Here is a 23732-nt window from a genome sequence, read left to right as displayed (position 1 = left end):
ACCTATTCTTTTTCGTAAATAGCCACAGTTTCCAACAGCTCTTTTTCAAAAGAGTAGATGTCGTCTATGGATTGAATAGGTTGTTTGACTTCAGCTTTATTTTCATTAAATAACCCTAAGTATTTTTTGCCGCCGTTTAGGTGTAATCGGCACAATGGTTTTCGGTTATTATCGTCTAATAGAACCCCAAAATAGGATTGGGTATCGCGATAAACGATTCTTTTGGTGGGTAACTTTCTCCTGAGAATAGCCACAATGATTCTATAACCTTCCAGTTCCTCTTCGCTGGTGAAAACACGATTGTCTTCAGGTATAGTTTCGATTTGTTCTTCGTTTTGTTTTTGTGCTTCCTTACTAAGGGCAGCATTCAATCGGTCATTGATTTTTTCACTAATGAATTGATTGAATCCTCTTTGCACCAAATCTTTGAATTCTTCCATGACTTTTTCAGTCAATCTTCCCGAATAAACTTTGTTGGCGAAAAGTTTTACGAATTCATTAGAAGGATGGGTCAATTCATCATTGATTTGCTTTCTGATTTCTCGGATATATTTTAAAGAGCTTGCATTGGTAACGATGTTGTTTACATCAAAACTTGACTTGTGAAATTTGGCTATTTCAGCAATGACGTTGTCTTTGAGATTGGTGATGTCGAATTCCAGAAATGGCTTTTGATCCATTTTGTTTTTCTCGTCTAAATCAGTATAGAATTGATAGGTTATGCCGTTGGTTAAAAGTGCAAAACGTGTTTTGGTCACATGAAAATAACGGAAAAGCTGCGAATTGTGAACCGATAAATTTTCACTCCATTTTTTGCACTCAATAATCAGAATGGGAACACCGTCTTGGAAAATGGCATAATCTACCTTTTCGCCCTTCTTCAAGCCTAAATCTGCGGTAAACTCAGGAACGACCTCGGTAGGGTTGAATGCGTCATAGCCCAAAATGTTAATCAGCGGAAGCACAAAAGCGTGTTTTGTTGATTCTTCCGTTTCAATTTTATCCTTGAGCTGATGAATTTTGTCAGCCAACGATTTGAGTTGAATGTTGAGTTCCATGATCTAGGTTATGAAGTATGGCATTCCTTAGAGCAGGTCTTGCAGCCATTGGATTTTGAATAGGTCTTTTTTGCCTCGGCAACAGCAGCTTTGCAGTTGGAGAATTCTCCTAAGTATTTCCTGTTTTCCGCAATAGGCAGATCCGGACAATCTTGATCATGTACTTCATGATCACCGTTTGGTTGTGCATTTTTGTTTACGTAGTATTTTTTCATGATTTATAGTTTTCTAGAATTAATAGTCTTTCCGCGATATCATCGTTTTCAATTACTTTTTTTGATGGAAGAAGCATTTTTGTATGATTGTTCATAGGGTCTTTAAATAGTTCAAACCCAGATCTACAATTTTTATATCTGAAATGAAAAGCAAATACGCCTTTAATGAATCCTTCGTTTTTAGCGATTTCATATACATATTTGGAGCATGATTTTCTAAAAATGCATTTCCGTCTTTTCTCTTCAGGTATTATTAACCAATACAACTGAATGAATTTCAGAATAAAATGCTTCATTTTATTTTTCAAATACCACCATTTGTCTAGTAGTAGTATATCCTGGTTTTGCACCAAATCCAAAACATCCATTGTCAGGTTGGACAAAAGTGGTCACACTTTCAAGTCTTATATATTTCCAGCCATCGCTAGTATATATTTTTATTAGCGAATCTAATTGTTCGGCAACATGCTCAGGTGTTCCCTTTTTAGGGTCAATTGAGGCAACAAATGGGATAACTTTATATTCCATTTTGCCCTAATTTTTATATCCATTTCGCCTTGCATTTTCAATGCAATCGGATTTGTTAACATAACCTTGTGTTGAAGCTCCAACAATAGAACCATTTGAAGCGGTTCTTCTCCATCTCCATTTGCCGGATGGATCTTGGTAAAATTCCCATTTGTCATTCATAAGTTTTAATTTTTAAGATTAATACCCAAACTTAAATCCAATAGAAATCCTATCCTTACGGAAAACCGTAAAGCGCAATTATTTTTTAAGTAATTTAAAATGATAAAGTTTAAGTAATGCCTAGGTCTTTGGCAATGGCAATCAGGTGTACATTATTGTTGGCTTTGAAATAATCCTTGAGTTTGCTGATTCTTTTTTCAATGGCACTTTTGCTGTTCGGAGAAATGCCTATGGTTTTAAACTCGGTTTCAATTTCATCTTGTTGCATTCCTTTTGAAAGAAGCTGGATTATTTTTACGTCGTACTTATCAATTTCATGAATGGTTTTATCCTTTAATATGTATGATAATTCAGGAGATAAGTATTCTTTACCATCGGCAACGGCATGAATAGCAGTTTTTAATTCGCCAATACTCTTTCTGCCTTTATTGACAAACCCATTGATTTTAAGGTTTTCAAAAAGGGATCGGATGCGATAGGATTTTTCTTCAACAGAATAGACAATTACATCAATATTAGGTTGTATTGACCTTACTTGAGTAATCAAATCTTCTCCGGTCTCGATTTTTTCTATTCGGTGTTCTTTTTTAAAAGATAGGTCACTAATTAGCAAATCGAAAGGACATTTGTCGTTTATGGCTTTTCTTATTTTTAGCAAGGCATCATCACAATATTTCGCATAGTCAACCTCTAAGATTTCAAGTTCTTCTAGGGTATGGACAATCGCCATACTGTTGGCATCGATATCTTCTGCTATTAGAACCTTTTTATACATATGTTGTCGGGTTATTTCGGGAACAAAAATTTTACTTTAAAACCATTATCGGCTTTAGTTTCAAAATTAATGGTTCCGTTGATGGCCTGAATACGGTTTTCCACATTTTGGAGTCCGTTGGCTAAAAAAAGCGGGTCTTGAATTCCAACTCCGTTGTCGGAATAGGTAATTTGTATTTGATTGCCCAAGGCTTCAAAGCTAATATAGACAAGGCTACACTTACTATGCTTTTTCATGTTGACCATCAGTTCAAGCAAAATTCTATGCACTGTAATTTTTTTTTCTGGCTGGATTTTTTTCCAATCTATCATATTCTTATTGATGATCACCTTAACGGTATCACTATTAAAGTCAGAGAGCATTTCAAGCAAATTTGCGTAAAATTTATCGCTGGTGTCAATAGCACTATTTTCTTTTGAGATATTTCTAACCTGACGATATATTTTCTCCAATTCATCTAATAGAACTTCTTTTTTTTCTGGAATTTTCATGTCTTGTGTTTCCAAAAAAGACATTGAATGAAAAACATTGTTAGCTAACTCATCATGCAGTTTTTTTGCAATTTTAGTTTCTGCTTCGTAGGCAGAGAGTAGCTGCTGTCGCCTATTTTTGGAACGAATTAATAAAAAGGAGAAAATGACAACAATTAAGAAAATGATAAAAGCGATAATGATTTTTTCAGTTTGAGATTTCAACCTCAGGTTTTCAGCTTTCTCTTTTTTGGAATCGTACTTAATTTTAGCAAACTGATTTTTGGCAATTTGTTTTGCGTTGTTAATACTGTCATTGAGCGCAATGTGAATCAATGAATATTTTTTTGATTCTTCAGCAGAAGCAATTCGAATCAATAAGTTGAGCGATTCTAACCGGTCTTCCGCGCTTTTAATTTCAGTTGCGGTTTGGTATGCCATAAGGGCAAAATTTTTAGCCAAGCCATAATCTTTATTTTGATAATAGTCTGATAGATGGTAATAACTAGCAATCATGCCAAAATTGTCGCCTGTTTTTTTTCTTAAAGCCAATGATTCTTCAAGTAAACTAATAGCCTTTGGAGCATTTGTCTTGAAATAGGAATACCCTAAATTGTCTAAAATTCTGGCATGGGTTTCAGGATGTTTTACTACTTCATTGACTTCCTTTAAAGGCCTAAGTATTTGAATTGCAGCGTCAAAATGCTTCTTTGATATATTGACTACGGCGATATTGTTTTTTATAATAGCAACTTGTAGATTATCTGTTGCAAGTTTTAAGGATTGTTTGTAGTAGAAGACGGCATTGTCATAGTCTAATTGTTCCTCATATGCGATACCCAGAAGGTTGTAAATCGCTATTTGATAGTTTGGATCTACTTTTTTGTTGAAGTAATCTATAGCTTCGGTGGCACTTGCCTCACTTCCAGAATAATCTCCCAACACTTGTTGGATGTTTGACATTTGGATCAGCGCATAAATGATTTGTTCACCTTCATTATCAACATCACAAATGGTTTTGGCTTTGTTGAAATAGTAGAAAGCACTGTCAAATTTATTTTTCTGCTTAAATTTTTCAGCAGTTTCAATAGTTTTGTTGTAATCATTCCCTCTATCCAAAGGCAATTTTTTGGAAGAAGAAAAATCGCAAGATTGAATTAGCAATGAGAATAAAATAACAATCGGGAAATGTAACTTTTTAAGTGCCATTCCCCGAAGTTAGCTAAATAAATTCGATTAGAATTATTTCAACCTGATTTGAAATTAAGGTTTAGGTGGATTTACTGGAATTTGACCATTTTGTCCTCCAATTTCAACGGTTGATTTTGTTGAAGATTGCAATGAATTTACTGGGCTTTTTGAAAAAGATAAAGCCAAAAATAAAGCTGATAAAACAATAGATTTTTTCATGATTTTAGATTAAAAAATTAGACATAGCATGGCTTGGCGACGTTTTCAATCGCTATTGATTTTGGATAGGCCATGCGGAGATTTGCGATGACTCGCTAATTGTTTTTTGGGAAGTGAAGTGAGCTGTGGCAGAAGGGTTTAGTTATACTTCCCGGATAAGAATTCCATCCTGTTTGGGCTCACTTTTTAAGAAGTAGTTTTGTACATTTGTCTTGATTGCAATTCAAAACAAGAACTAATTCTGAAGCAAAGGAATGGGGCTTTTTGTGGATGATTGCAGTAGATTTCCAATGATTCCGATATTTCCAGAGGTTTCCGATAAATTCCAATGATTGCTTATGAATAAAGCTACCCTTGAAGATTATGCAAGTGCAATAAAGCATCATTATAATCTTGTAAAAATGCAAGACAGTTCAGGTTTGTTATTAAATCCAACACCCGCGAATTTGAAAAAAGCGTGTTGTAATTATTTGGAGATAAGAAATAGTAAAAATGATAGGGGAGTCTTTAAGGATTTTTTTAATTTAAGTCAAGAAGATAACCTTAGGAAGCAGATTGAAAAAGCGGATAGCGATAGATTGCGCCCCGTGCAGTATTTTTTGATTGGAAAAACAGACAATCCACAGCAAACGGTTTTGGAATTGATTGCTGTATTAATTGATTTTACCCCAAGACCTTTTATTTCTTTTTTTAGAGGTGAGAATTTTGATGAAGCTGTAAGCGATCATTCAATAGAAGTTGAAGAAGAAAAGACTAAAAACATAGCAGAAGAAGGTTTGAAAAATATTTCAAATGACTATTTTGATAGAAAAAGGGTAATAATTATTTTTGGATTTATTGGATTGGTTTTTCTGGGCTACATCATTAAAAAAGAGTTGTTTCCTTCCAAGGAATGTATGCAGTGGAATAATGATCATTATGAAGAAGTTGTTTGTGAGGGCAATAAATTAGGTTTTGCTAACATCAATCCGATAATTGATCGAGACGAAAACCTACTTGATTTTAAGAAAATTGAAGTTTGTGACAGCACCACTTTTTTTAGGAATAATCAACCTGTGGTATGGTATGTCAAACAGAATAGTAAATGTGAGTTTTTTAATGCTCCGGGTTTGCATCCCAATACCAACAAGCCTTTAAAGCCTATTTCTCAATATATAATTGATAAATATGTCAAGAATTGCCATTCGGAATTAAATCAGGATACTATAAAGTAGAAGAGAAGAAAAATAGAATTGATTAATACTTTAGAAAAGCTTCAATAAACCAGAACTCACAAGAAAGTCTCGGAAAGTCTCAGAAAGTCTCGGAAAGTCTCGGGAAAAGTCGCCAATCGCGGGAAATCACACGAAATCATCGACAAAACCCAGCTAAACCCGGAAAACACCGTCCCGTAAAATTTCAATTGACTTGTTTCGCACTATGCGTGCAGAGTCAGTATATGAAATAGCGATTCACCTTCCTGATAAGGAACTGGAAAAACTGTTGCTCATGCTCAACAAAAAAGTCAATCCGCATTTGAGATCTACACCTAAAAAAAGACAATTGCTATCAGACAAAAAGGCAATTGATTATTTACTTGAGAATGTCTTTAGAAAGGTTTATTGAACCGTTCAATAGCATCTCAACAATCGTTGCAACGTGGCAACAACCGTTGAAATAGTTTTTTCAACATACAGGTAATATTGCGTTAACTCCTGTTAATACCCCTTTAACCACAGTTAACCATAGTTAATCCCAGAGCAAAATTTCTTGTTTGCTTGTTTTGTTGTATGCTTGCTGAAACAGTATATAACATTGCAATTCATCTTTCCCAAGAGGAACAGGAAAAGTTATACGCTATGCTCAGTAAGAAAATGAATCATCATTCCCTATCTAAACCAAAATCGAAAAAATTATTGTCTGATAAAGAAGCGATTGATTACCTATTGAAAAATATTTTCCACAAGAAAAATCAATTCGTATAAACCCTTATCTTTGGAGCCTGAAACAATTAAAAATCAGTACACGATTTCGTATACGATTTTGGTAGCTTTCTCAATAGAGCGGTTTGGTTTACCAATCGGATTTGAGTTTACAACTACAACTCATAACCCGAAGGTCACAGGTTCGAGTCCTGTTCCCGCTACTAAGTAAGCCATTCAGCAATGAGTGGCTTTTTTTAATTCTGGCATTATGGAACACCAAGCAGGCTTCGTCAATATCATCGGAAACCCCAACGTCGGCAAATCAACGCTGATGAACGCTTTTGTTGGCGAACGTTTGTCGATTATCACTTCCAAAGCTCAGACTACGCGCCACCGGATTCTCGGTATTGTCAACGGAGACGATTTCCAGGTCGTACTTTCCGACACACCTGGCATCATCAAGCCCGCTTACGAAATGCAGGAATCGATGATGCAGTTTGTGAAATCCGCTTTTGAAGACGCCGACATTCTGATCTACATGGTCGAGATCGGCGAAAAGGATTTGAAAGACGAAGCGTTTTTCAACAAAATCATCCACGCGAAAATCCCGGTGCTGTTACTGCTCAACAAAATCGACAATTCCAACCAAGAGCAACTCGAAGAACAAGTCGCGTTCTGGGCCGAAAAAGTCCCGAATGCCGAAATCTTCCCAATTTCAGCTTTAAAGAACTTCAACGTGCCCGAAGTTTTTTCGCGCATTATCGAACTGTTGCCCGCATCGCCGCCGTATTACCCAAAAGATACCTTGACCGATAAGCCCGAGCGTTTCTTTGTCAACGAAACCATTCGCGAGAAAATCCTACTGAATTACAGCAAGGAAATTCCCTACGCGGTCGAGATTGAAACCGAAGAATTTATCGAAGATGAGAGCATCATCCGCATCCGCAGCGTGATTATGGTCGAGCGCGACACCCAGAAAGGCATCATCATCGGCCACAAAGGCGAGGCGCTAAAGAAAGTCGGTATCGAAGCCCGCGCCGATTTAGAAAAATTTTTCGGCAAGCAAATTCACATTGAGCTTTACGTGAAGGTTAACAAAAACTGGCGCAGCAACGTGAACCAGCTTCGGCGGTTTGGGTATAATCAATAGTTGACGGTTTACAGTTAACAGTTTTTTGGGCGTGACCACAAGGGTCGGGCTATGCGTTTCAAGTCCTCACTGCGCTCCGGGCTTTTCACTACTATCCCTCACGCGGCTCTCTGGCAATTATTACGTTGATCCAATTATAAAAACATTTCGTCATGCAACACCATTTCGACCTTACCGATTCGCAGTTCGAGCAGCAATTTGCCGCTTGTGCGTTGCCATCTGAGGTTTTTAACCACGAAGCCCATTTGCGGTTGGCCTGGATTCATATCCAGAAGTACGGCCTTGAAACCGCGGTTTCGAATATCACCCAACAAATAAAAGCCTACGCCACTTTTTTGGGTGAAGCCGAAATTTACCACCACACTTTGACCGTCGCGGCGGTTTACATAGTCAATCATTTCAAATTGCAATCTGGTACTGCTGACTTTACGGATTTCATGGCCCAGAACCCAAGATTGCAAACGCATTTCAAGGAACTCATTGCGCAGCATTACAGCACCGATATATTCAACGACGCCAAAGCCAAGGCAGAATTTCTTCCGCCCGATTTATTGCCGTTCTAGCACAATAGCCCTAGCCCATTTGATATTAAGAGGAGGAAGCCCAGTGGGCTTCAGGTATTTTAACACGTACTAATTAATAAAACAGATGCAATTGGCAATCGTTAGCCCTAGCCCGGATGGCAGCGGCACCCTTTTTTTGCCGCCGCATTTTTTCTACCGCATACTCAGCAACATCGGCAAAAAAAGGTATAGCGTACAGCCGGATTAGCTCCTGAAAATTAAACTCAGGCACTCAGGCACTCAGGCACTTTTTTTATTTACCTTTGCCGCACAATTTTCAAAAGCATGAACAACATTGTAGCCATAGTCGGAAGACCCAACGTAGGGAAATCAACCCTTTTCAACCGACTCATCAAAAGAAGGGAAGCCATTGTCGATTCGGTTTCGGGCGTCACCCGCGACCGCAATTACGGCAAAAGCGAATGGAACGGAAAAGAGTTTTCGGTGATTGATACCGGTGGTTACGTGCGCGGTTCGGAAGATGTGTTTGAAGGCGAAATCCGCAAACAGGTCGAACTGGCCATTGATGAGGCCGATGTGATCATTTTCGTGGTGGATGTTGAGGAAGGCATTACCCCAATGGACGAAACGGTTGCCAAACTTTTGAGAAAAGTGACCAAACCCGTGTTGCTCGCCGTGAACAAAGTTGATAACGCAATGCGTGAGAAAGATGCTTTTGAGTTCTACAACCTCGGCCTCGGCGATTATTATACTTTTGCGAGCATTTCAGGAAGCGGCACCGGCGAATTGCTCGATGCCTTGATCGAAGCTTTCCCGCAACGTCCTGAACCTGTAAAAGAAGAAATCGAATTGCCTCGTTTTGCCGTAGTCGGAAGACCGAATGCTGGAAAGTCGAGTTTCATCAACGCGCTCATTGGGCAAGACCGTTTTATGGTAACTGACATTGCGGGAACTACACGCGATGCCATCGACACTAAATTCGATCGTTTTGGTTTTGAGTTCAATTTGGTCGATACTGCCGGAATCCGACGCAAAGCCAAGGTGAAGGAAGATCTCGAATTCTATTCGGTGATGCGTTCGGTGCGCGCGATTGAACACGCCGATGTTTGTATTCTGGTGATCGATGCCACACGTGGTTTCGAAGGTCAAGATCAAAGTATTTTCTGGCTCGCCGAGAAGAACCGCAAAGGGGTTGTCATTTTAGTCAACAAATGGGATTTGGTCGAGAAAGACACCATGTCGACCCGCGATTACGAGGAAAAAATCCGTAAGGAAATCATGCCGTTTACCGATGTGCCGATTTTGTTCGTTTCCGCACTCACCAAGCAGCGTTTGCTCAAAGCGTTAGAAGCAACGGTCAAAGTATATGAGAACCGTTCGCAAAGAGTACCGACTTCCAAATTCAACGACTATATGCTCAAAGTGATTGAAGGCCATCCGCCACCGGCTTTGAAAGGCAAATACGTCAAAATCAAATACTGCATGCAATTGCCAACGCCTACGCCACAGTTTGTGTTTTTTGCCAATTTGCCGCAGTATGTGAAAGATCCGTATAAGCGTTTTCTGGAAAACAAAATTCGCGAACATTGGGATTTTTCAGGCGTGCCGATTGATATTTATATTCGGGAGAAATAATTAATCGATCACCCCGAGATAGATCGCTTTTTTTATCAATCCGGCGATATTCTTGACCTGCAATTTCAAAAAAATATTTTTGCGATGCGACTCAATGGTGTGTTTGCTGATGAATAACTTTTCTGCTATTTCCTCGGTGGTAAATTCTTGGGCAATCAGCTGAATGATTTCCTTTTCCCGTTGACTCAGTATCGATCTTTTGAAAACGAAATCTTCTTCCGAAGTCGGGTTGATTAAGAATTTTTTACCTTGCAATACGATGCCGTTGATGACTTCAATGAGTTCGTTCTTGTCAGTGTCTTTAAGTAAGTAGCCGTCGATTCCGTCGATGTGGTTCGCGCTTTTATACATACTGAGTACCAATATTTTGATTTCTGGGAAATGGTTTTTGAGGTTTTTGATGAATTCAATTCCATTCATATCGGGCATCGAAATATCGGTAATAATCAAGTCAGGCAACTCGCTTTTCATTTTTTTTAGTGTAGCTCGGGCACTATTTTCAGTAAAAAGCACTTCAATATTCGCTTCGTTGGAAAGCACTGAACTCATGCCTTCCAGAAACATTTGATGGTCATCTACAATGATGATTTTAATCATAAAATGGGAACATTAATGTTTGAACAGCTGCCTTGACCCGGGTGGCTTTCCATATGTAAGGTGCCTCCAAGTGATTGCAATCGCTCCTGAATATTTTTGATGCCGATACCTGTTTTTCCTGTATCTATATATCCGATGCCATCATCTTCCACAATTAGGTTAATCGAATTTTCATGGCGGGTCAAATTGATATATACTTGTTTGGCTTGGGCGTGTTTTGCGATATTCGCTAGTAATTCTTGAAGTATGCGATAAAGGTGGTGTTTGATCTCTTGCGGTAAGGTTTCTAACATGTCCACTGGATAAAGATGAAGATCGGTTTGAAACTCCTTTCTATTGTTGTATTCGACGATGAGTTCCTGAATGAGATTTTGCAGCGATTGTTGGTGAATGTAGTTTTGACTCAAATCATGAGATATGGCTCTAAGCTCAGTAAAGACACCCGAAATGCCGTTGATGATATCCTGGATTTTGTCGTTGGCTATAGTGGTATTGATCTGAGACAAATGTAGTTTAATACCGGCTAGTTTCCCACCAACACCATCGTGAATTTCTTGTGCGATGCGATTGCGTTCCTGATCTTGACCTTGTAAAACACCAGTGATGCGTTTGAGCTCTTGTTCTTGTTTGAGCTGTTCCTTTTCCTGTACAAAAATTTTGTTTTCTTTTTCGCGCAATAAATTTTGGGTCTTGATGCGGTGCTTGTAGAACAATAGCAACAATAGCATAGGAATGATGAGCATCAATCCTATGTAAATGGCAGTTCTCTTTTGGTTGCGTTCGATTTGTTTTTCTTTGGAGAGTAACCGAATCCTCAGATTTTTTTTCTCTACAGCATACCGAGTTTGTATTTCGTTGAATGATTTGGTTTTCTCTATGTTGAAAATACTGTCTTTCAACGCATTTTGTTTTTGTTGGAAATCATAGGCATGGCGATAATCTTCGGTTTTTTTATACACTTCAATCAACGCATCATAGAGATTGATTTTTTGATCGATACTAATCGTGGGCTGATAAAACGACAACGAAGTCTGATAACTCTGCAGTGCTTTGGCATATTGCTTTAGGTTGAAATGATAGGCGCCGATATTGAAATGAACATAAAATAGATTCTCTTTATCGTTGAGTGCCAAAGCGGTTTGTTCTGCTTTTTTCAGACATTCAAATGCTTGACGGTTTCCGGTTTCTGAATTCAAAGCCAGATAACCATAACTTAAATTGATTAACGTGTTGAATTGCTCGTAGCGGTCATCAATTTCTTTGGCAATTTGATAAGCACGTTGATAATAGTTCAGCGATAACGGAATATCGGACTTCCGCTTGATGATCGCAATACTGCCGTAAGTGGAAAGTAAGATCTCTTTCAGATGATTTTTTTTGGCGATTTTTTCTGCTTCAAGATAGTACTTCAGAGCTTTAACCGTGTCTTTTTGGTATTCATATAAAGAACCAATATTAACTAGAGTTGCGCATTTGTTTTTAAACAAGTCATGTTGTTGTGCGATATCGATGGCAAGCAGGTATTCTTTCAAGGCTTCGTTGAATTTTCCACGATCGGTCCATAACAGTCCAAGCTGATTGTGCGCCATCGACAGGATTTTATGGTTTTTGGATTTTTCGGCCCATGACAAAGATTGTTCGAAGAATTTTTGAGCTTTGTCGCTTTGATGTTGCAGATAGTAATGATACCCCAAATTAAAAACGCAGCGTGACATCAAATAGGGGTCGTTAATTTTTTGACATGCTGCATGGGCACGACTAATATAATAAAAAGCAGAATCTGGTTTTGAGGCAACACTCTGTGTGAAGAGTTCTAGCCACTGCGCTACATTTTTTTTGTCATGCTGGCCGGCAACTTCAAAAAAGAAGAGTGACACCAGTATTGTCAGTATAAATCTAGCCATGGTTTGTTTTTTCAAATATAGATAAAAATTACCCTTTTTATGGGATGTTTTTCAGTAGGAGCTTGTACTACATTTGATGCATATCCAAACCAACACTTATGAGACGGCTGCTTTATTTTATTTTTTTTCTGGTCATATGGAGCAAAGATGTAGTAGCTCAAACGATTAATTTCTCTAACAATTCGGCTTACGTCATTTTCTCTTCTGACAACGAAAATCTAGACTTGGATTTTCAAGATGACGTCATAGTCAACAATACCCAAAATGTGGTTTTACAAGGGAAAATCTACTCTGACGATTCGGTCGTAATCAAGCCCCACCAGAATTATTCGATTGTTTTTAAACCCCAAATGCCTAGTCCATGTATGACATGTGCGCCAGGTGATCCACCAGGAACAGTAATCAAACCTAAACCTGGCGGCTCAGGAAAAATTGGTTCGCCACTAACTGTGGTCTACCCGGTTCCGGTGCATACTGAACTTAATTTCACAGTGTCAAATTATCAAGTCGAGAACTTCACGATTTATGACATGTTTGGTGTTTCCAAGGTGTCACAGAATTTTGCTCCACCAATACAGAGTTATACCATTGACGTTTCTGGTTTTGCCAATGGGAATTATATTCTCAAACTCAATCTAGGCAACAATATGTACGCTAGTATCCAATTCATTAAAAATTAAATCCATTCTATAACAATTAAATCTTAAACACATGAAGAAATTAGTTATGGCAGGTTTCTTACTTGCCGGAATCTTTAGCAGTAATGCACAAACAATATCTCTAACATCAGCCACTCCAACTTCGACAACCGTAGGAGGCAGTTCCAGCGTAAGGGTAGGAACAGGTGCCGGCGCAGCATTGACCACCGGAGCGAATAATGTATTTATCGGCACAGTTACAGGTGGCGCCGATACCACTGGAGCCAATAATACCTTTGTAGGTTGGGCAGCCGGGCCTAACGTTTCCACAGGTGAATACAATACTTTGATTGGAAGATCCGCCGGGGCGGCGCAAACGACAGCTTTCTACAACACTTTCATCGGCGGCCTGGTCGGTATTAAAAACACTACCGGCGGACAGAATACCTTTTTGGGATTTGGTGCGGGTGCAGAAAATATTACCGGAGGTAATAATACCATCACAGGCTGGGGTGCCGGAGGACTTTTTAATGCGTGGGGAAACACCATGTATGGGACGCAAGCCGGGAATCAGGCAGTGGGCGATGGGAATACCCTGATTGGGCAAAAGGCAGGGTTCAAAGCGGGTTCGTCCAATGTGATGATTGGTGTGAATGCGGGCTACAATGAAACCGGAAACAACAAGTTGTATATCGATGTCGTTGCAGATGCCAATGTGGCCGCACAAGCTGGGAATCCTCTTATCTGGGGCGATTTTTCGGCTGATCAACTCAAACTGCAGGGCAAAGTGGGAATCGGCGGCAATGGCACAACCGGATTCGGAAATTTTCCAACTTTGGCTGGTAGTGCCAGCGTAAGCAATTACAATTTATTTGTTAAAGGTGGAATTTTGAGCGATGAAGTTAGAGTAGCGCTAAACTCCACATGGGCAGATTATGTATTTGCCAATGATTACGAATTGAAACCATTGTCTGATCTAGAAGCTTTTATAGCCAAAAACAAACATTTGCCTAATGTTCCTTCAGCCAATCAGGTGAAAGAAGATGGCATCAATGTAGCGGAAATGGCCAGAATCCAACAAGAGAAAATCGAAGAGTTGACTTTGTATATCATTGCTCAGAACAAAAGAATCGAAGCGCTTGAAGCTAAAATGAATCAGAAGTAATTTCATGTTTAATCGTTAAAATATGAAATTATGAGAAAGTTAATTTTAGCCTTGATTCTAGGCTGTATTTCTAGTTGGGCACAGAATCAAAACAACCACTGGCAATTGGGTGTGTCGGATATCGATTTTACAACGAACCCTCCAGTGGTAGGAACTGTTTCCAATTCCGGTCAATATGGAAACGCTACGATAAGCGATGTCAACGGTAATTTATTATTCTACACCAATGGTATAACCGTATGGAATAAAAACCATGCTGTAATGACTAATGGCGGCGCATTGGTTCCGCTCTCCATAAACAATGTGATGATTGTGCCCAATCCGGCAAACAGCAATCAGTATTATATTTTCAGGGCAATCCAATATAATACTTTGGGCTCAACCTCAACATGTATGTACACCTATTCGATAGTTGAATTTAACACGGCCAATCCGTTGGGTATTTTATTGAATATCAATACATTTCCCGACAATTCAATTACAACGAATTATTCATTAAGGCTTAAAGATGCCAGCGGAAGTGAATTTTCAAATGCTTATTCTTTTAGCCCGATAACTGTGGCGAAAAATGCGGCCAATGATGGTTATTGGGTTATTGTGCAAAGTATCTACAAGGTGCTTAGCTATAAGCTTGACACCACCGGCTTTAGTGTTGTTCCTGTGGAGTCAACTTTTACCAATGCGCAAATCTATGATCCGGCAGTCAATCTTGCTAACCCAGGCTATGGCGGATTTGATTTGCGGGGCAGGGTCGAATCAGTATTCAAGATGTCGCCCAACAATGCTAAACTCGGCGGATTGATAACTACTTCACGCCAAAATGCACCGAGTTACACTAGCTCGTTTTACACCCTTAATTTCAATAGCGCTACCGGACAGTTCAGCAATTTTGTCGAAGTTCATTCGGAAAATACGATTACAATTCCTAAAATGGTACAGGAGTTTGAATTTTCAGCCAATTCAGACAATGTTTATTTGGTGAGATTCCCATTTTACCTAAACAATCCGGGTTCACCTTTAGGGGAAATTATTGTAAAGAACCTGAGCAATATTGCTGCGGCCGCCAGGACCTTGAATGAGTTTGGGAATACATCCTCGTTTCCGGCCAATTTCAATTATATACAAAGGGATAAATACAACAACATTTGGTTGAGCTCAACATACACGACCAACAACAGAAATTTCTATTTGCACAAGATTGACAGTCAAGATTCCTATAGTAATTCTTCCGTCATATTGAATTCTGTGTCGTTGAATGCACATCCGATTTCAGAAATGCCTCAGCCTATTCCTACCATTACGTCCGCATGCCCGAATACATTGGTAATAACTCAAAACGTGTCTTCGGGCTCAGATAACCGGCAAGCTGCCAACACCATTGAAGCCAGCAACAGTATCAGCGGTACTACATCATTGGCCATCTACCACGGAGGTAATTCGGTACTATTGAAGCCGTCGTTCAGTGTTACCGGTGGAGCAAGATTCCACGCATATATTGCAGGCTGCACCGGTACGTTCTTGGCTAGAAACCAACAAAACGAATTAGCGGAAACAGATTATGAACAAACAGGACGTGAGATACCGGTCAAGCACATAGAAGTATTTCCTAATCCAAATGACGGTGTTTTCAGAGTTTCTCTAAATAATATATCACAAGGTCTGATTTCAATAGCCGATTTTTATGGACGTATGGTTTTTAAAGCAAAGGTAAACGACCAGAAAGAAATAGAAATCAATTTGCAAAACCAGCCCAAAGGAATTTATCTAATGAAAATCGAAACACCAAATGGTCTTTTCACCGAAAAGGTTATCAAGAACTAGCCTTCAACTTTTAAAAAATTGGAATAACGTTTAGATTTTTTATATGCCTTTCCTAAGAATCCCGAGCCCTCGGGATTTTTTTATTTCATGCTGATTTATTGTAAGATTTTTTTTCTTTCAACGGAAATCCCGACTTTTGGATTCAAATAAAACTTTATGCTTCAACGATTTCTGTTTTTCGTGACTTTATGCTGTAGCACCCTCGCGTTTTCGCAAAACAATATTACCATTAATGGCAAAGTACTCGAAAAGAACACCCAAGTGCCGTTAGAATCCGCTACGGTTTACTTAACTTCAGTAGCCGATTCCACGATGATCGATTATACCATTACCGATAAAAGCGGCAATTTCTCCATCAAGACCAGAAAGTTCGATAAACCCCTCGAACTCAAAGTGTCTTTTGTCGGTTTTCAGACTTTGGTCAAACCATTAAAAAACATTACCGAAGACCAAGATTTTGGCGTTTTGTATCTAACAGACAATGCCAACGTATTGGGTGAAGTCACTATCAAAACAGAAGCACCGCCCATTCGGGTCAAAAAAGATACGCTCGAATTCAATGCGGCTTCGTTTAAGCTCCGACCCGATTCTAATGTTGAAACTTTGCTCAAACAATTGCCCGGTGTAGAGGTTTCGTCCGAAGGAAAAATTACCGTCAATGGCAAAGAAGTGAATCAAGTATTGGTCAACGGCAAACCTTTTTTCGATAGCGACGGAAAAATCGCTTTGCAAAGTTTGCCTTCCGATATTATCAACAAAGTCCAGATTTCAGACACCAAAACCAAGAAAGAAGAACTCACCAAACAAACGGCAAGTTCAGACAAGGCGAGCATCAACCTGACCATCGACGAAGACAAAAACAAAGGCTTGTTCGGCAAGTTTATGGGTGGCTATGGCTCGGATAAACGTTATGAAAGCAGTGCTCTGGTGAATTATTTCAAAAACAAACGCAAGATCAGTGTATTGGCTTCCTCAAACAACATCAACTCGACTGGTTTCTCCATGGACGAGGTTTTCGACAATATGGGCGGCGGACGAAACGTGGCTTATTATTTCAACCGCGATGGCTCATACGGCATTGGCAGCTTGCGTTTTGGCGGCAACAAAGGCATCGTGCAATCTAATATGTTCGGGGCGAATTACGCCGATGAATGGTTCAAGGATTTTGGTTCGAACGTGAGTTATTTGTTTTCGAATTCGCATACGCGCAACACCAACAGAACCCAGCAAGTTTCGTTGTTGCCGACGGGAAATCTCAATACCACTTCGCAGGCACAAACCACCGATGATCGATACGGGCACAATGCAAGTATGAATTTCGAGTACAAACTTGATTCGACTGCGGTGTTTTTTATCAGCCCGAAATTCACTAAAGCGCACAGTCGCTACAGCAATATTTCTGCACAAAATTCAAAAGACGAGAATGGGTTGTTGCTCAATGACAGCGATTCGCGCTACGAAGAAGAAAACGACGTCACCAACTTCGGGAATTCAATCAACTTCAATAAAGCGTTCAAAAAGAAAGGCCGTTACTTGAATCTGATGTTCGGCAACGAGAACAACCAAGAGAAAACCAATACCAAAAACCAATCGGTATCAAGGTTTTACCAAAGTGCAGTGGCAGATGACATTCGCAATCAGGTGCTAAACAACCGCGAGCTGAAAGACGTTTACGAATCGGAAATTGAGTATGGCGAGCCACTTCGGGATTCGACCGCGATTATCTTCGGAGTTTATTGGCGAAGGGAAAAATCCATCCAAGACCGCAAAGCATTTGATTTCGATACCACAACCCAAAGCTATACCAATGACAATCCGGAACTCACTTATTACCTGTTCTCGAATATCAAAATGATTACACCTAAATCGGGTTTTTCGATTCAAAAGAAGAAATTCGACTTGAGTTTTACTGGCGGAACTACCATTGTGCAGCAAGACAATTTTTCAGATTACCTTTCCAATACGGTTACTTTGAACAAGAATTATCTTTTTCCTTATGCAAGTGCATACGGTAGTTTTCGTTTCGAGAAGTCGAAGTCCATTTGGATGAATTATCAATTCAACGGGGAAATGCCCGCCGCGAGCCAACTTTTGCCTGTAGAAAATCGTGCCGATCCACTTAATACTTATCTGGGAAATCCTAATGTTGGTTTGATTAAAAGCCATAGTATTTATACACGTTTTAGCGATTATGATTACGCCACGCGATCGGGTTACAACTTGTTTTACAGCGGTGATTTCTACGAAAATCAAATCGTTGCTTCGACAGTTTATGATGCCAGCGGGAAACGCACCACTACTTATGAAAATATCAAAGGGAATTACGAGGCATGGTTTGGTGGCAATTGGAACAAATCGTACAAGAAAGAAGCGCATGTTTTTAAAATAGGCATAGGCTGTCATGCTGGTTTCAACAAAACAAAAGGATTTACCAACAATGAAACCTTTACCGCTAAAGGCTGGGAAATCACGCCAAGGCTCAATTTCACCTACGAATATGGTGAATTATTCACGCTGAATCCAACTTATAACGTGACTTTCGATCATACTGAATATAGCAATTACGTGATTAGTGCCACTTCGAACACGTTGCACAAATTTAATTTGCAGACTACCGCTTACTGGCCAAAGAACTGGGTTTTCGGAAATGACTTCGGCTACACCTACAATTCCAGAATCGCCGACGGTTTCAAAAAAGACTTTTACCTCTGGAACACTAGCTTGGCTTACAATTTTTATAAGAAGAAGTTTACGGCTAAAGTTAAAGTTTACGACTTACTCAATCAGAACCAAAGCAACAGCCGAACCATTACCTCAACGATGATTCGTGATGAAGAAAACATAGTCTTGAAGCGCTACGTGATGTTTTCCCTTACATATAAAATCGAGAAATTCGCCGGAAAAGAAAAGCCTTCACGCGGAAGTCGGTTCATGATGCACTAAAGCGACGTTGCTCAGGAATTCAAAATCGTTTACTTTTGGATGAAATTGAAATTGATTCCAATGAAAAAGATTTACTTTCTTCTGCTATTATCGTCTGCTACTTTCGCACAAGTTACCTTGAAAATTACGGGTTGGCCTGCCAATACTCCAGTGGGTGCAACGATTTATCTTGCGGGAAGTGTTAATACCTGGAATCCTGCCGATCCGGCTTATGCCATGCAACCCGATGGTTTGGGAAATCTACAGATTGTTATTCCACAAGGCACCGGAACGGTCGAATATAAATTCACTCGTGGCAGTTGGCCTAGTGTGGAAGGAAATGCCACCGGGAGTTATTTGCCCAATCGCAGTTTTACTTTTTCCAGTGCTCCGCAAACCATCAACCTAACGATCCAGTCTTGGGAAGATTTAGGTACTGGTGCCAGCGGAACGGCGGCCTCCAATGTTCAAATTTTAAGTAACGCATTTGGTATTCCACAACTGAGTACTACCAGAAGGATTTGGTTATATCTGCCACCGGATTATGATACCTCGGCTAAAAATTATCCAGTGCTGTACATGCAAGACGGACAGAATTTGTTTGACAACCTGACGTCATTTTCTGGCGAATGGCAAGTAGACGAAACTTTGAACAACCTTTTCAATCAAGGTGATTACGGTGCAATTGTTGTCGGAATTGACAACGGCGGCGGAGAAAGGCTCAATGAATATTCTCCGTGGGTCAACCCGAGTTATGGTGGTGGCGACGGAGAGGAGTATGCTGCGTTTTTGGTCAATACTTTGAAACCCTACATTGACGCCAATTACCGAACACGACCAGAACCCGCGATGAGCGCTTTGATTGGAAGTTCAATGGGCGCTTTGATTGCTACTTATACCGCCTGTGAATATCCAAATGTTTTCCGGAAAGTGGGCAACCTAAGCCCGGCTTATTGGTTTGCTCTGAATGATATGAACGCCTACATCAACACATTTGCGCCTTCGGTTTTGCAAAACCACCGGATGTATTTTGTTTGCGGCACCACCGAATCCTCCACCATGGTTCCGAATGTCAATACCGTAAAGAACAATCTGATGGGAAAAGGCCTGACCGCTGCCAACACTTTCACCAAGTTTGACAGCTATGGCACTCATTCCGAGAATTATTGGAAAGGCGAATTCGGAGCTACTTACACTTGGCTGTTCCAGAATGAAACTTTAAGTACATCGGATGCAACTTTTACAAAGCCAGCGATCACACAAACGTTTTCCGGCAAAATTTATGTGGAAGGCCTGCCGTCTGCGAGTGATTTCGAAATCTATAACCTGCTCGGAAATAAGATTCAATCAATGACTTTGTCTACTGGCATTTACGAATTACCAGACTTGGCACAAGGAATCTACATCCTTAAAAGCACGTCCAATAGATTAGCACCTGTTAAGCTCATCAGGAATTGAGATCAACCGGTTTAAAAAATAAAAGCTACAACGGTAACATTGTAGCTTTTTTTATTTTCGATTTCTATTGAGACTGCGTGATCCATTAACCAACAACCATCAACCATCAACTGTAATTACCAACCGCCGCTACTCCCGCCACCGCTGAATCCGCCGCCACCGAAACCGCCGCCGAAGCCGCCACCGCCAAATCCACCTCCGGAAGAACCGCCGAAACTGCCGCCACCGCTGCGTCCTAAATTACTTAGGATAATCACATCGAGTAAACTAGGCGCACTGCCCAAGCCTCCTGAATTACCGCCATTGCGTTTGCCTCTGGAAATAATCACCAGAATAATAATAACAACAATAATAAATGGAAGTACCGGAAACGAATCTTTCTTATTGCTTTTGCGTTCGCCTTTGTATTTGCCTTTATAAACGTCGATGATGGCGTCTGTACCTTTGTCGAGCCCGTTGTAATAACTTCCGGCTTTGAATTCCGGCACGATAATGTTCCGGATAATTTCTCCGCCTTGGCCGGCAGTCAAACGGTCTTCAAGTCCGTAACCCGGGGCAATCGCGATTTTGCGTTCGTCTTTGGCTACCAGTACGATGGTTCCGTTGTCTTCTTTGGCTTGGCCCAATCCCCAAGCATGGCCCCATTTGGTCGCGAGTGCCAAAACATCTTCGTTTTTTAAACTCTCGATAGTAATGACCACGATTTGCGATGAAGTGGAATCAGAATATTTAACGAGTTTTTCCTCGAGCTGCGCTTTTTCATTGGCGCTCAGAAGATTGGCGTAATCATAAACGCTAGTTTGGAATTGGGGTTTGGGCGGAATATCGAACTGGGCAAAACTAAAAGCAGAAACCAATAGGCAGACCATCAATAGCAGCCCACGACAAGAAGTTGGGTAATTTTTCATTCGCCTTTTGAAATTTCGTTCGATAATTCGTCCTGGTCGTCTTCCTGACAAGGGAAATAAGTCTTGAGTTGTTCGCCTGCTTTGGTGATTCCGTCGATCAAACCTTGTTTGAAATTGCCGTTTTTGAAATGAGACGCCATGATTTCTTTCGTACTTTCCCAGAAATCTGTAGGCACTAAATCGTTAATGCCTTTGTCGCCGCAGATGGCAAAAGCGCGGTCTTTCACAGCCACATAAATCAGCACGCCATTTTTGAGTTGGGTTTGGTCCATACCGAGCAAGTGAAACACTTCCAAAGCGCGGTCATAAGCCGGAAGCTCCGACGATTTTTCGATATGCACCCGGATTTCGCCAGAAGTAGCGGTTTCGGCCACACGAATGGCTTCCACTATAGCTTGCTCTTCGGCTTGGGTTAGGAAATCTTCAACTTTAGACATAAAAGATTTGTTTTAACACAGATTGCACTAATTCACACTAAAAAAAATCAGTATAATCTGTGTAAATCTGTGCAATCTGTGTTTAATTTAAAATTTCACCTCTACAGGTTTCTCTGCGCCTTCTACTGATTTGAAGTATGGTTTCTCAGGATAAGCGCCCAAGAACATGCTCTGCGGCATCGCCAACACATAACCATTATAAGCTTGTACTGATTCGTTGAAACGCGTTCTGGCGGTTAAAATTTGGTTTTCGGTGCTCGCCAATTCGTCTTGTAGTTTCAAGAAATTTTCGTTGGCTTTGAGTTGCGGATATTGCTCCACTGAAACCAATAATCTCGACAGAGTTGAAGTCACGCCGCTTTGTGCCTGCTGGAATTGTGCCATCTGCTCCGGCGTAACATTTGTTGGGTCAATAGTAACCGAAGTGGCTTTCGCACGCGCTTCAATCACCGCAGTCAAAGTGCTTTTCTCGAAATCGGCCGCACCTTTTACGGTGTTCACCAAGTTGCCGATCAAATCGTTTCTTCTTTGGTAAGCGGTTTCTACATTTCCCCATTCCTTGCCGACCGCTTGATTGTATCTCAAAGCTGAGTTCTTCACGTTGATATAATAAAATACCAAAAGCAGCACCACGCCGCCGATAATAATCCAAGGCAAAAATCTTCTCATGTTTGTTTAAATTTAATGTTAGTATTTAGTTTTATTTTAATTTCTCGGTTCAGAGCTTACAATTCTCCTTTAATCTGTAGCAATTGCGCTTTGATGCCTTCTAGTTTGCTGATGATTTCGAATTTGTCGAGTGTCTTTTTCTGGCCTTCTTTCAAATGGATTTTCGCACCTTCCAAAGTAAAGCCGCGTTCTTTCACCAAATGGTAAATCAACTGTATGTTTTTCACATCTTCGGGCGTGAACATTCGGTTGCCTTTGGCGTTCTTTCTCGGTTTGAGGACTTCGAATTCCTTGTCCCAGAAACGGAGCAGGGAAGCGTTCACATTAAAGGCTCTGGCCAATTCGCCAATGCTGTAATAGCGTTTGTCTGGAGATAAGTTTAAATGCATCAGTCTAAAGATTGGTTTTCTTGATTCGCTAGTTTGGTTATGGCTACATATTCTGCTGCCGAAATATTTCCGTAATAGAAATTCAGCGGGTTTACAACCTCGCCGCCTTTGTGTACTTCGTAATGTAAGTGGGGCGCTTCCGAACGTCCGGTGCTGCCCACATAGCCTATAATGTCGCCGCGTTTTACCCTTTGGCCCGCACGGCAATTGTATTTGCTCAAATGCCCGTAAAGTGTTTCATAGCCGTAACCGTGACGGATGACAATGTGGTTTCCGTAACCCGAAGCCGTATTGTCTGCGCGCTGCACAACACCATCGCCAGTGGCATAAATCGGAGTTCCGGTCTTGGCTGAGAAATCCATGCCTTCGTGAAATTTACGCACCTTAGTAAACGGATCCGTGCGATAACCAAAACCTGAAGCCATTTGTCGTAGGTTTTCATTTTTGATAGGCTGAATCGCCGGAATGGCCGAAAGCAGTTTGTTCTTTTCCTTAGCCAGTTTCAAAATTTCATCAAGCGATTTGGATTGGATTACAAGTTCTTTCGAAATCACGTCCACACGTTTCGAGGTATTAATCACCAACTCCGAATTGTTATAACCTTCGAGTTGTTTGTATCGGTTCACGCCGCCAAATCCGGCTTTGCGTTGTTCCTCGGGAATCGGCGAAGTGTTGAAATAGACACGGTAGATATTGTTGTCGCGCTCGGCAATGTTCTCCAGCACCTCGTCGATCTGGTCCATTTTTTTGTTCAGGATGGCGTATTGCAATTTGTAGTTTTCGATCTCGCGGGTGAGCAATCGGTCTTTCGGTGTTTCAAAAAAAGGCGTGTTGAGCAAAACCACGAAACTCAGCACTCCGAAAAGCGCGGCGGCGACCAAAAAAAGTGCGGCATAAGCGAATTTGGTACGCTTGCGGATCTTGATTTTCCGATAGGCCAGTTTTTCCGGATCGTAATAATATTTTACCTTCGCCATGTTTTAAAAAAAACTA

General features: G+C 40.5%; 24 protein-coding genes. 9 read left to right on the top strand and 15 right to left on the bottom strand.

Annotated features, from left to right (window positions below; translation table 11 throughout):
• Positions 1–2: 2 nt before the first annotated feature.
• The 8 genes from G4D82_RS00525 to G4D82_RS00490 all read right to left on the bottom strand — a co-directional run bounded on the left by G4D82_RS00525 (position 3) and on the right by G4D82_RS00490 (position 4618).
• Complete coding sequence (locus G4D82_RS00525; protein ID WP_166333328.1) at positions 3–1058, bottom strand: type I restriction endonuclease; 1056 nt, start codon at positions 1056–1058, stop codon at positions 3–5.
• An 8-nt stretch (positions 1059–1066) separates the two neighbouring features.
• Positions 1067–1273, bottom strand: a complete 207-nt coding sequence (locus G4D82_RS00520) for a hypothetical protein (protein ID WP_166333326.1) — start codon at positions 1271–1273, stop codon at positions 1067–1069.
• Complete coding sequence (gene yidD, locus G4D82_RS00515; protein ID WP_166334256.1) at positions 1270–1569, bottom strand: membrane protein insertion efficiency factor YidD; 300 nt, start codon at positions 1567–1569, stop codon at positions 1270–1272. The genes G4D82_RS00520 and yidD overlap by 4 nt, the downstream gene beginning before the upstream one ends.
• A 1-nt stretch (position 1570) precedes the next feature.
• Complete coding sequence (locus G4D82_RS00510) at positions 1571–1801, bottom strand: hypothetical protein (RefSeq protein ID WP_166333324.1); 231 nt, start codon at positions 1799–1801, stop codon at positions 1571–1573.
• Between the two features lie 6 nt (positions 1802–1807).
• Positions 1808–1963 carry a YegP family protein gene (locus tag G4D82_RS00505; RefSeq protein WP_166333322.1) on the bottom strand — a complete coding sequence of 52 codons (156 nt, stop codon included), beginning with the start codon at positions 1961–1963 and terminating at the stop codon, positions 1808–1810.
• 109 nt (positions 1964–2072) lie between these two features.
• On the bottom strand, positions 2073–2738 hold the full coding sequence (locus tag G4D82_RS00500; RefSeq protein ID WP_166333320.1) for a response regulator transcription factor: 666 nt from the start codon (positions 2736–2738) through the stop codon (positions 2073–2075).
• 11 nt (positions 2739–2749) lie between these two features.
• Positions 2750–4417 carry a tetratricopeptide repeat-containing sensor histidine kinase gene (locus tag G4D82_RS00495; protein WP_166333317.1) on the bottom strand — a complete coding sequence of 556 codons (1668 nt, stop codon included), beginning with the start codon at positions 4415–4417 and terminating at the stop codon, positions 2750–2752.
• Positions 4418–4471: 54 nt separating this feature from the next.
• Positions 4472–4618, bottom strand: a complete 147-nt coding sequence (locus G4D82_RS00490; RefSeq protein ID WP_166333315.1) for a hypothetical protein — start codon at positions 4616–4618, stop codon at positions 4472–4474.
• A gap of 338 nt (positions 4619–4956) precedes the next feature.
• On the opposite strand from G4D82_RS00490, the gene G4D82_RS00485 reads away from it, so the two are divergent.
• The 4 genes from G4D82_RS00485 to der all read left to right on the top strand — a co-directional run bounded on the left by G4D82_RS00485 (position 4957) and on the right by der (position 9831).
• On the top strand, positions 4957–5832 hold the full coding sequence (locus tag G4D82_RS00485; protein ID WP_166333313.1) for a hypothetical protein: 876 nt from the start codon (positions 4957–4959) through the stop codon (positions 5830–5832).
• A 958-nt stretch (positions 5833–6790) separates the two neighbouring features.
• Positions 6791–7672, top strand: coding sequence for a GTPase Era (era, locus tag G4D82_RS00480; protein WP_166333311.1), 882 nt, complete (start codon positions 6791–6793; stop codon positions 7670–7672).
• A 152-nt stretch (positions 7673–7824) separates the two neighbouring features.
• Complete coding sequence (locus G4D82_RS00475; RefSeq protein ID WP_166333309.1) at positions 7825–8235, top strand: hypothetical protein; 411 nt, start codon at positions 7825–7827, stop codon at positions 8233–8235.
• Positions 8236–8520: 285 nt separating this feature from the next.
• Positions 8521–9831 carry a ribosome biogenesis GTPase Der gene (der, locus tag G4D82_RS00470; RefSeq protein ID WP_166333307.1) on the top strand — a complete coding sequence of 437 codons (1311 nt, stop codon included), beginning with the start codon at positions 8521–8523 and terminating at the stop codon, positions 9829–9831.
• Here the strand turns inward: der and G4D82_RS00465 are convergent, their stop codons facing one another.
• Positions 9832–10428, bottom strand: coding sequence for a response regulator transcription factor (locus tag G4D82_RS00465; protein ID WP_166333305.1), 597 nt, complete (start codon positions 10426–10428; stop codon positions 9832–9834). It lies immediately after the preceding gene.
• Positions 10425–12143 (bottom strand): tetratricopeptide repeat-containing sensor histidine kinase, encoded by a 1719-nt coding sequence (locus tag G4D82_RS00460; RefSeq protein ID WP_166333302.1) that lies wholly within the window; start codon positions 12141–12143, stop codon positions 10425–10427. The genes G4D82_RS00465 and G4D82_RS00460 overlap by 4 nt, the downstream gene beginning before the upstream one ends.
• A gap of 287 nt (positions 12144–12430) precedes the next feature.
• Between G4D82_RS00460 and G4D82_RS00455 the strand changes: the two genes are divergently transcribed.
• The 5 genes from G4D82_RS00455 (at position 12431) to G4D82_RS00435 (ending at position 20336) form a co-directional block, all read left to right on the top strand.
• Positions 12431–13012, top strand: coding sequence for a T9SS type A sorting domain-containing protein (locus G4D82_RS00455; protein ID WP_166333300.1), 582 nt, complete (start codon positions 12431–12433; stop codon positions 13010–13012).
• A 31-nt stretch (positions 13013–13043) separates the two neighbouring features.
• Positions 13044–14135, top strand: coding sequence for an autotransporter outer membrane beta-barrel domain-containing protein (locus tag G4D82_RS00450; protein ID WP_166333298.1), 1092 nt, complete (start codon positions 13044–13046; stop codon positions 14133–14135).
• Between the two features lie 30 nt (positions 14136–14165).
• Complete coding sequence (locus G4D82_RS00445; protein WP_166333296.1) at positions 14166–15956, top strand: 3-coathanger stack domain-containing protein; 1791 nt, start codon at positions 14166–14168, stop codon at positions 15954–15956.
• 156 nt (positions 15957–16112) lie between these two features.
• Positions 16113–18899 carry an outer membrane beta-barrel protein gene (locus G4D82_RS00440; protein ID WP_166333294.1) on the top strand — a complete coding sequence of 929 codons (2787 nt, stop codon included), beginning with the start codon at positions 16113–16115 and terminating at the stop codon, positions 18897–18899.
• A gap of 60 nt (positions 18900–18959) precedes the next feature.
• A complete protein-coding gene (locus tag G4D82_RS00435; RefSeq protein ID WP_166333292.1) occupies positions 18960–20336 on the top strand; it encodes an alpha/beta hydrolase-fold protein in 1377 nt (458 codons plus the stop codon).
• 116 nt (positions 20337–20452) lie between these two features.
• Here G4D82_RS00435 and G4D82_RS00430 read toward each other — a convergent pair whose 3' ends face one another.
• The 5 genes from G4D82_RS00430 to G4D82_RS00410 form a co-directional block, all read right to left on the bottom strand.
• A complete protein-coding gene (locus G4D82_RS00430; protein ID WP_235924289.1) occupies positions 20453–21205 on the bottom strand; it encodes a TPM domain-containing protein in 753 nt (250 codons plus the stop codon).
• A 35-nt stretch (positions 21206–21240) separates the two neighbouring features.
• Positions 21241–21681 (bottom strand): TPM domain-containing protein, encoded by a 441-nt coding sequence (locus G4D82_RS00425; RefSeq protein WP_166333287.1) that lies wholly within the window; start codon positions 21679–21681, stop codon positions 21241–21243.
• Positions 21682–21768: 87 nt separating this feature from the next.
• The gene (locus tag G4D82_RS00420) at positions 21769–22350 is read right to left on the bottom strand and encodes a LemA family protein (RefSeq protein WP_166333285.1); all 582 of its coding nucleotides are present in this window, start codon (positions 22348–22350) and stop codon (positions 21769–21771) included.
• Positions 22351–22406: 56 nt separating this feature from the next.
• The gene (locus G4D82_RS00415) at positions 22407–22739 is read right to left on the bottom strand and encodes a MerR family transcriptional regulator (RefSeq protein ID WP_166333283.1); all 333 of its coding nucleotides are present in this window, start codon (positions 22737–22739) and stop codon (positions 22407–22409) included.
• Positions 22739–23716, bottom strand: coding sequence for a M23 family metallopeptidase (locus G4D82_RS00410; RefSeq protein WP_166333281.1), 978 nt, complete (start codon positions 23714–23716; stop codon positions 22739–22741). The genes G4D82_RS00415 and G4D82_RS00410 overlap by 1 nt, the downstream gene beginning before the upstream one ends.
• Positions 23717–23732: the final 16 nt, after the last annotated feature.

Origin of the sequence: Flavobacterium lotistagni (assembly GCF_011392125.1) — a bacterium.
GTDB lineage: Bacteria > Bacteroidota > Bacteroidia > Flavobacteriales > Flavobacteriaceae > Flavobacterium > Flavobacterium lotistagni.
Note: the sequence above shows the minus strand (reverse complement) of the source record. Positions and strands in the feature narration are given on the sequence as shown.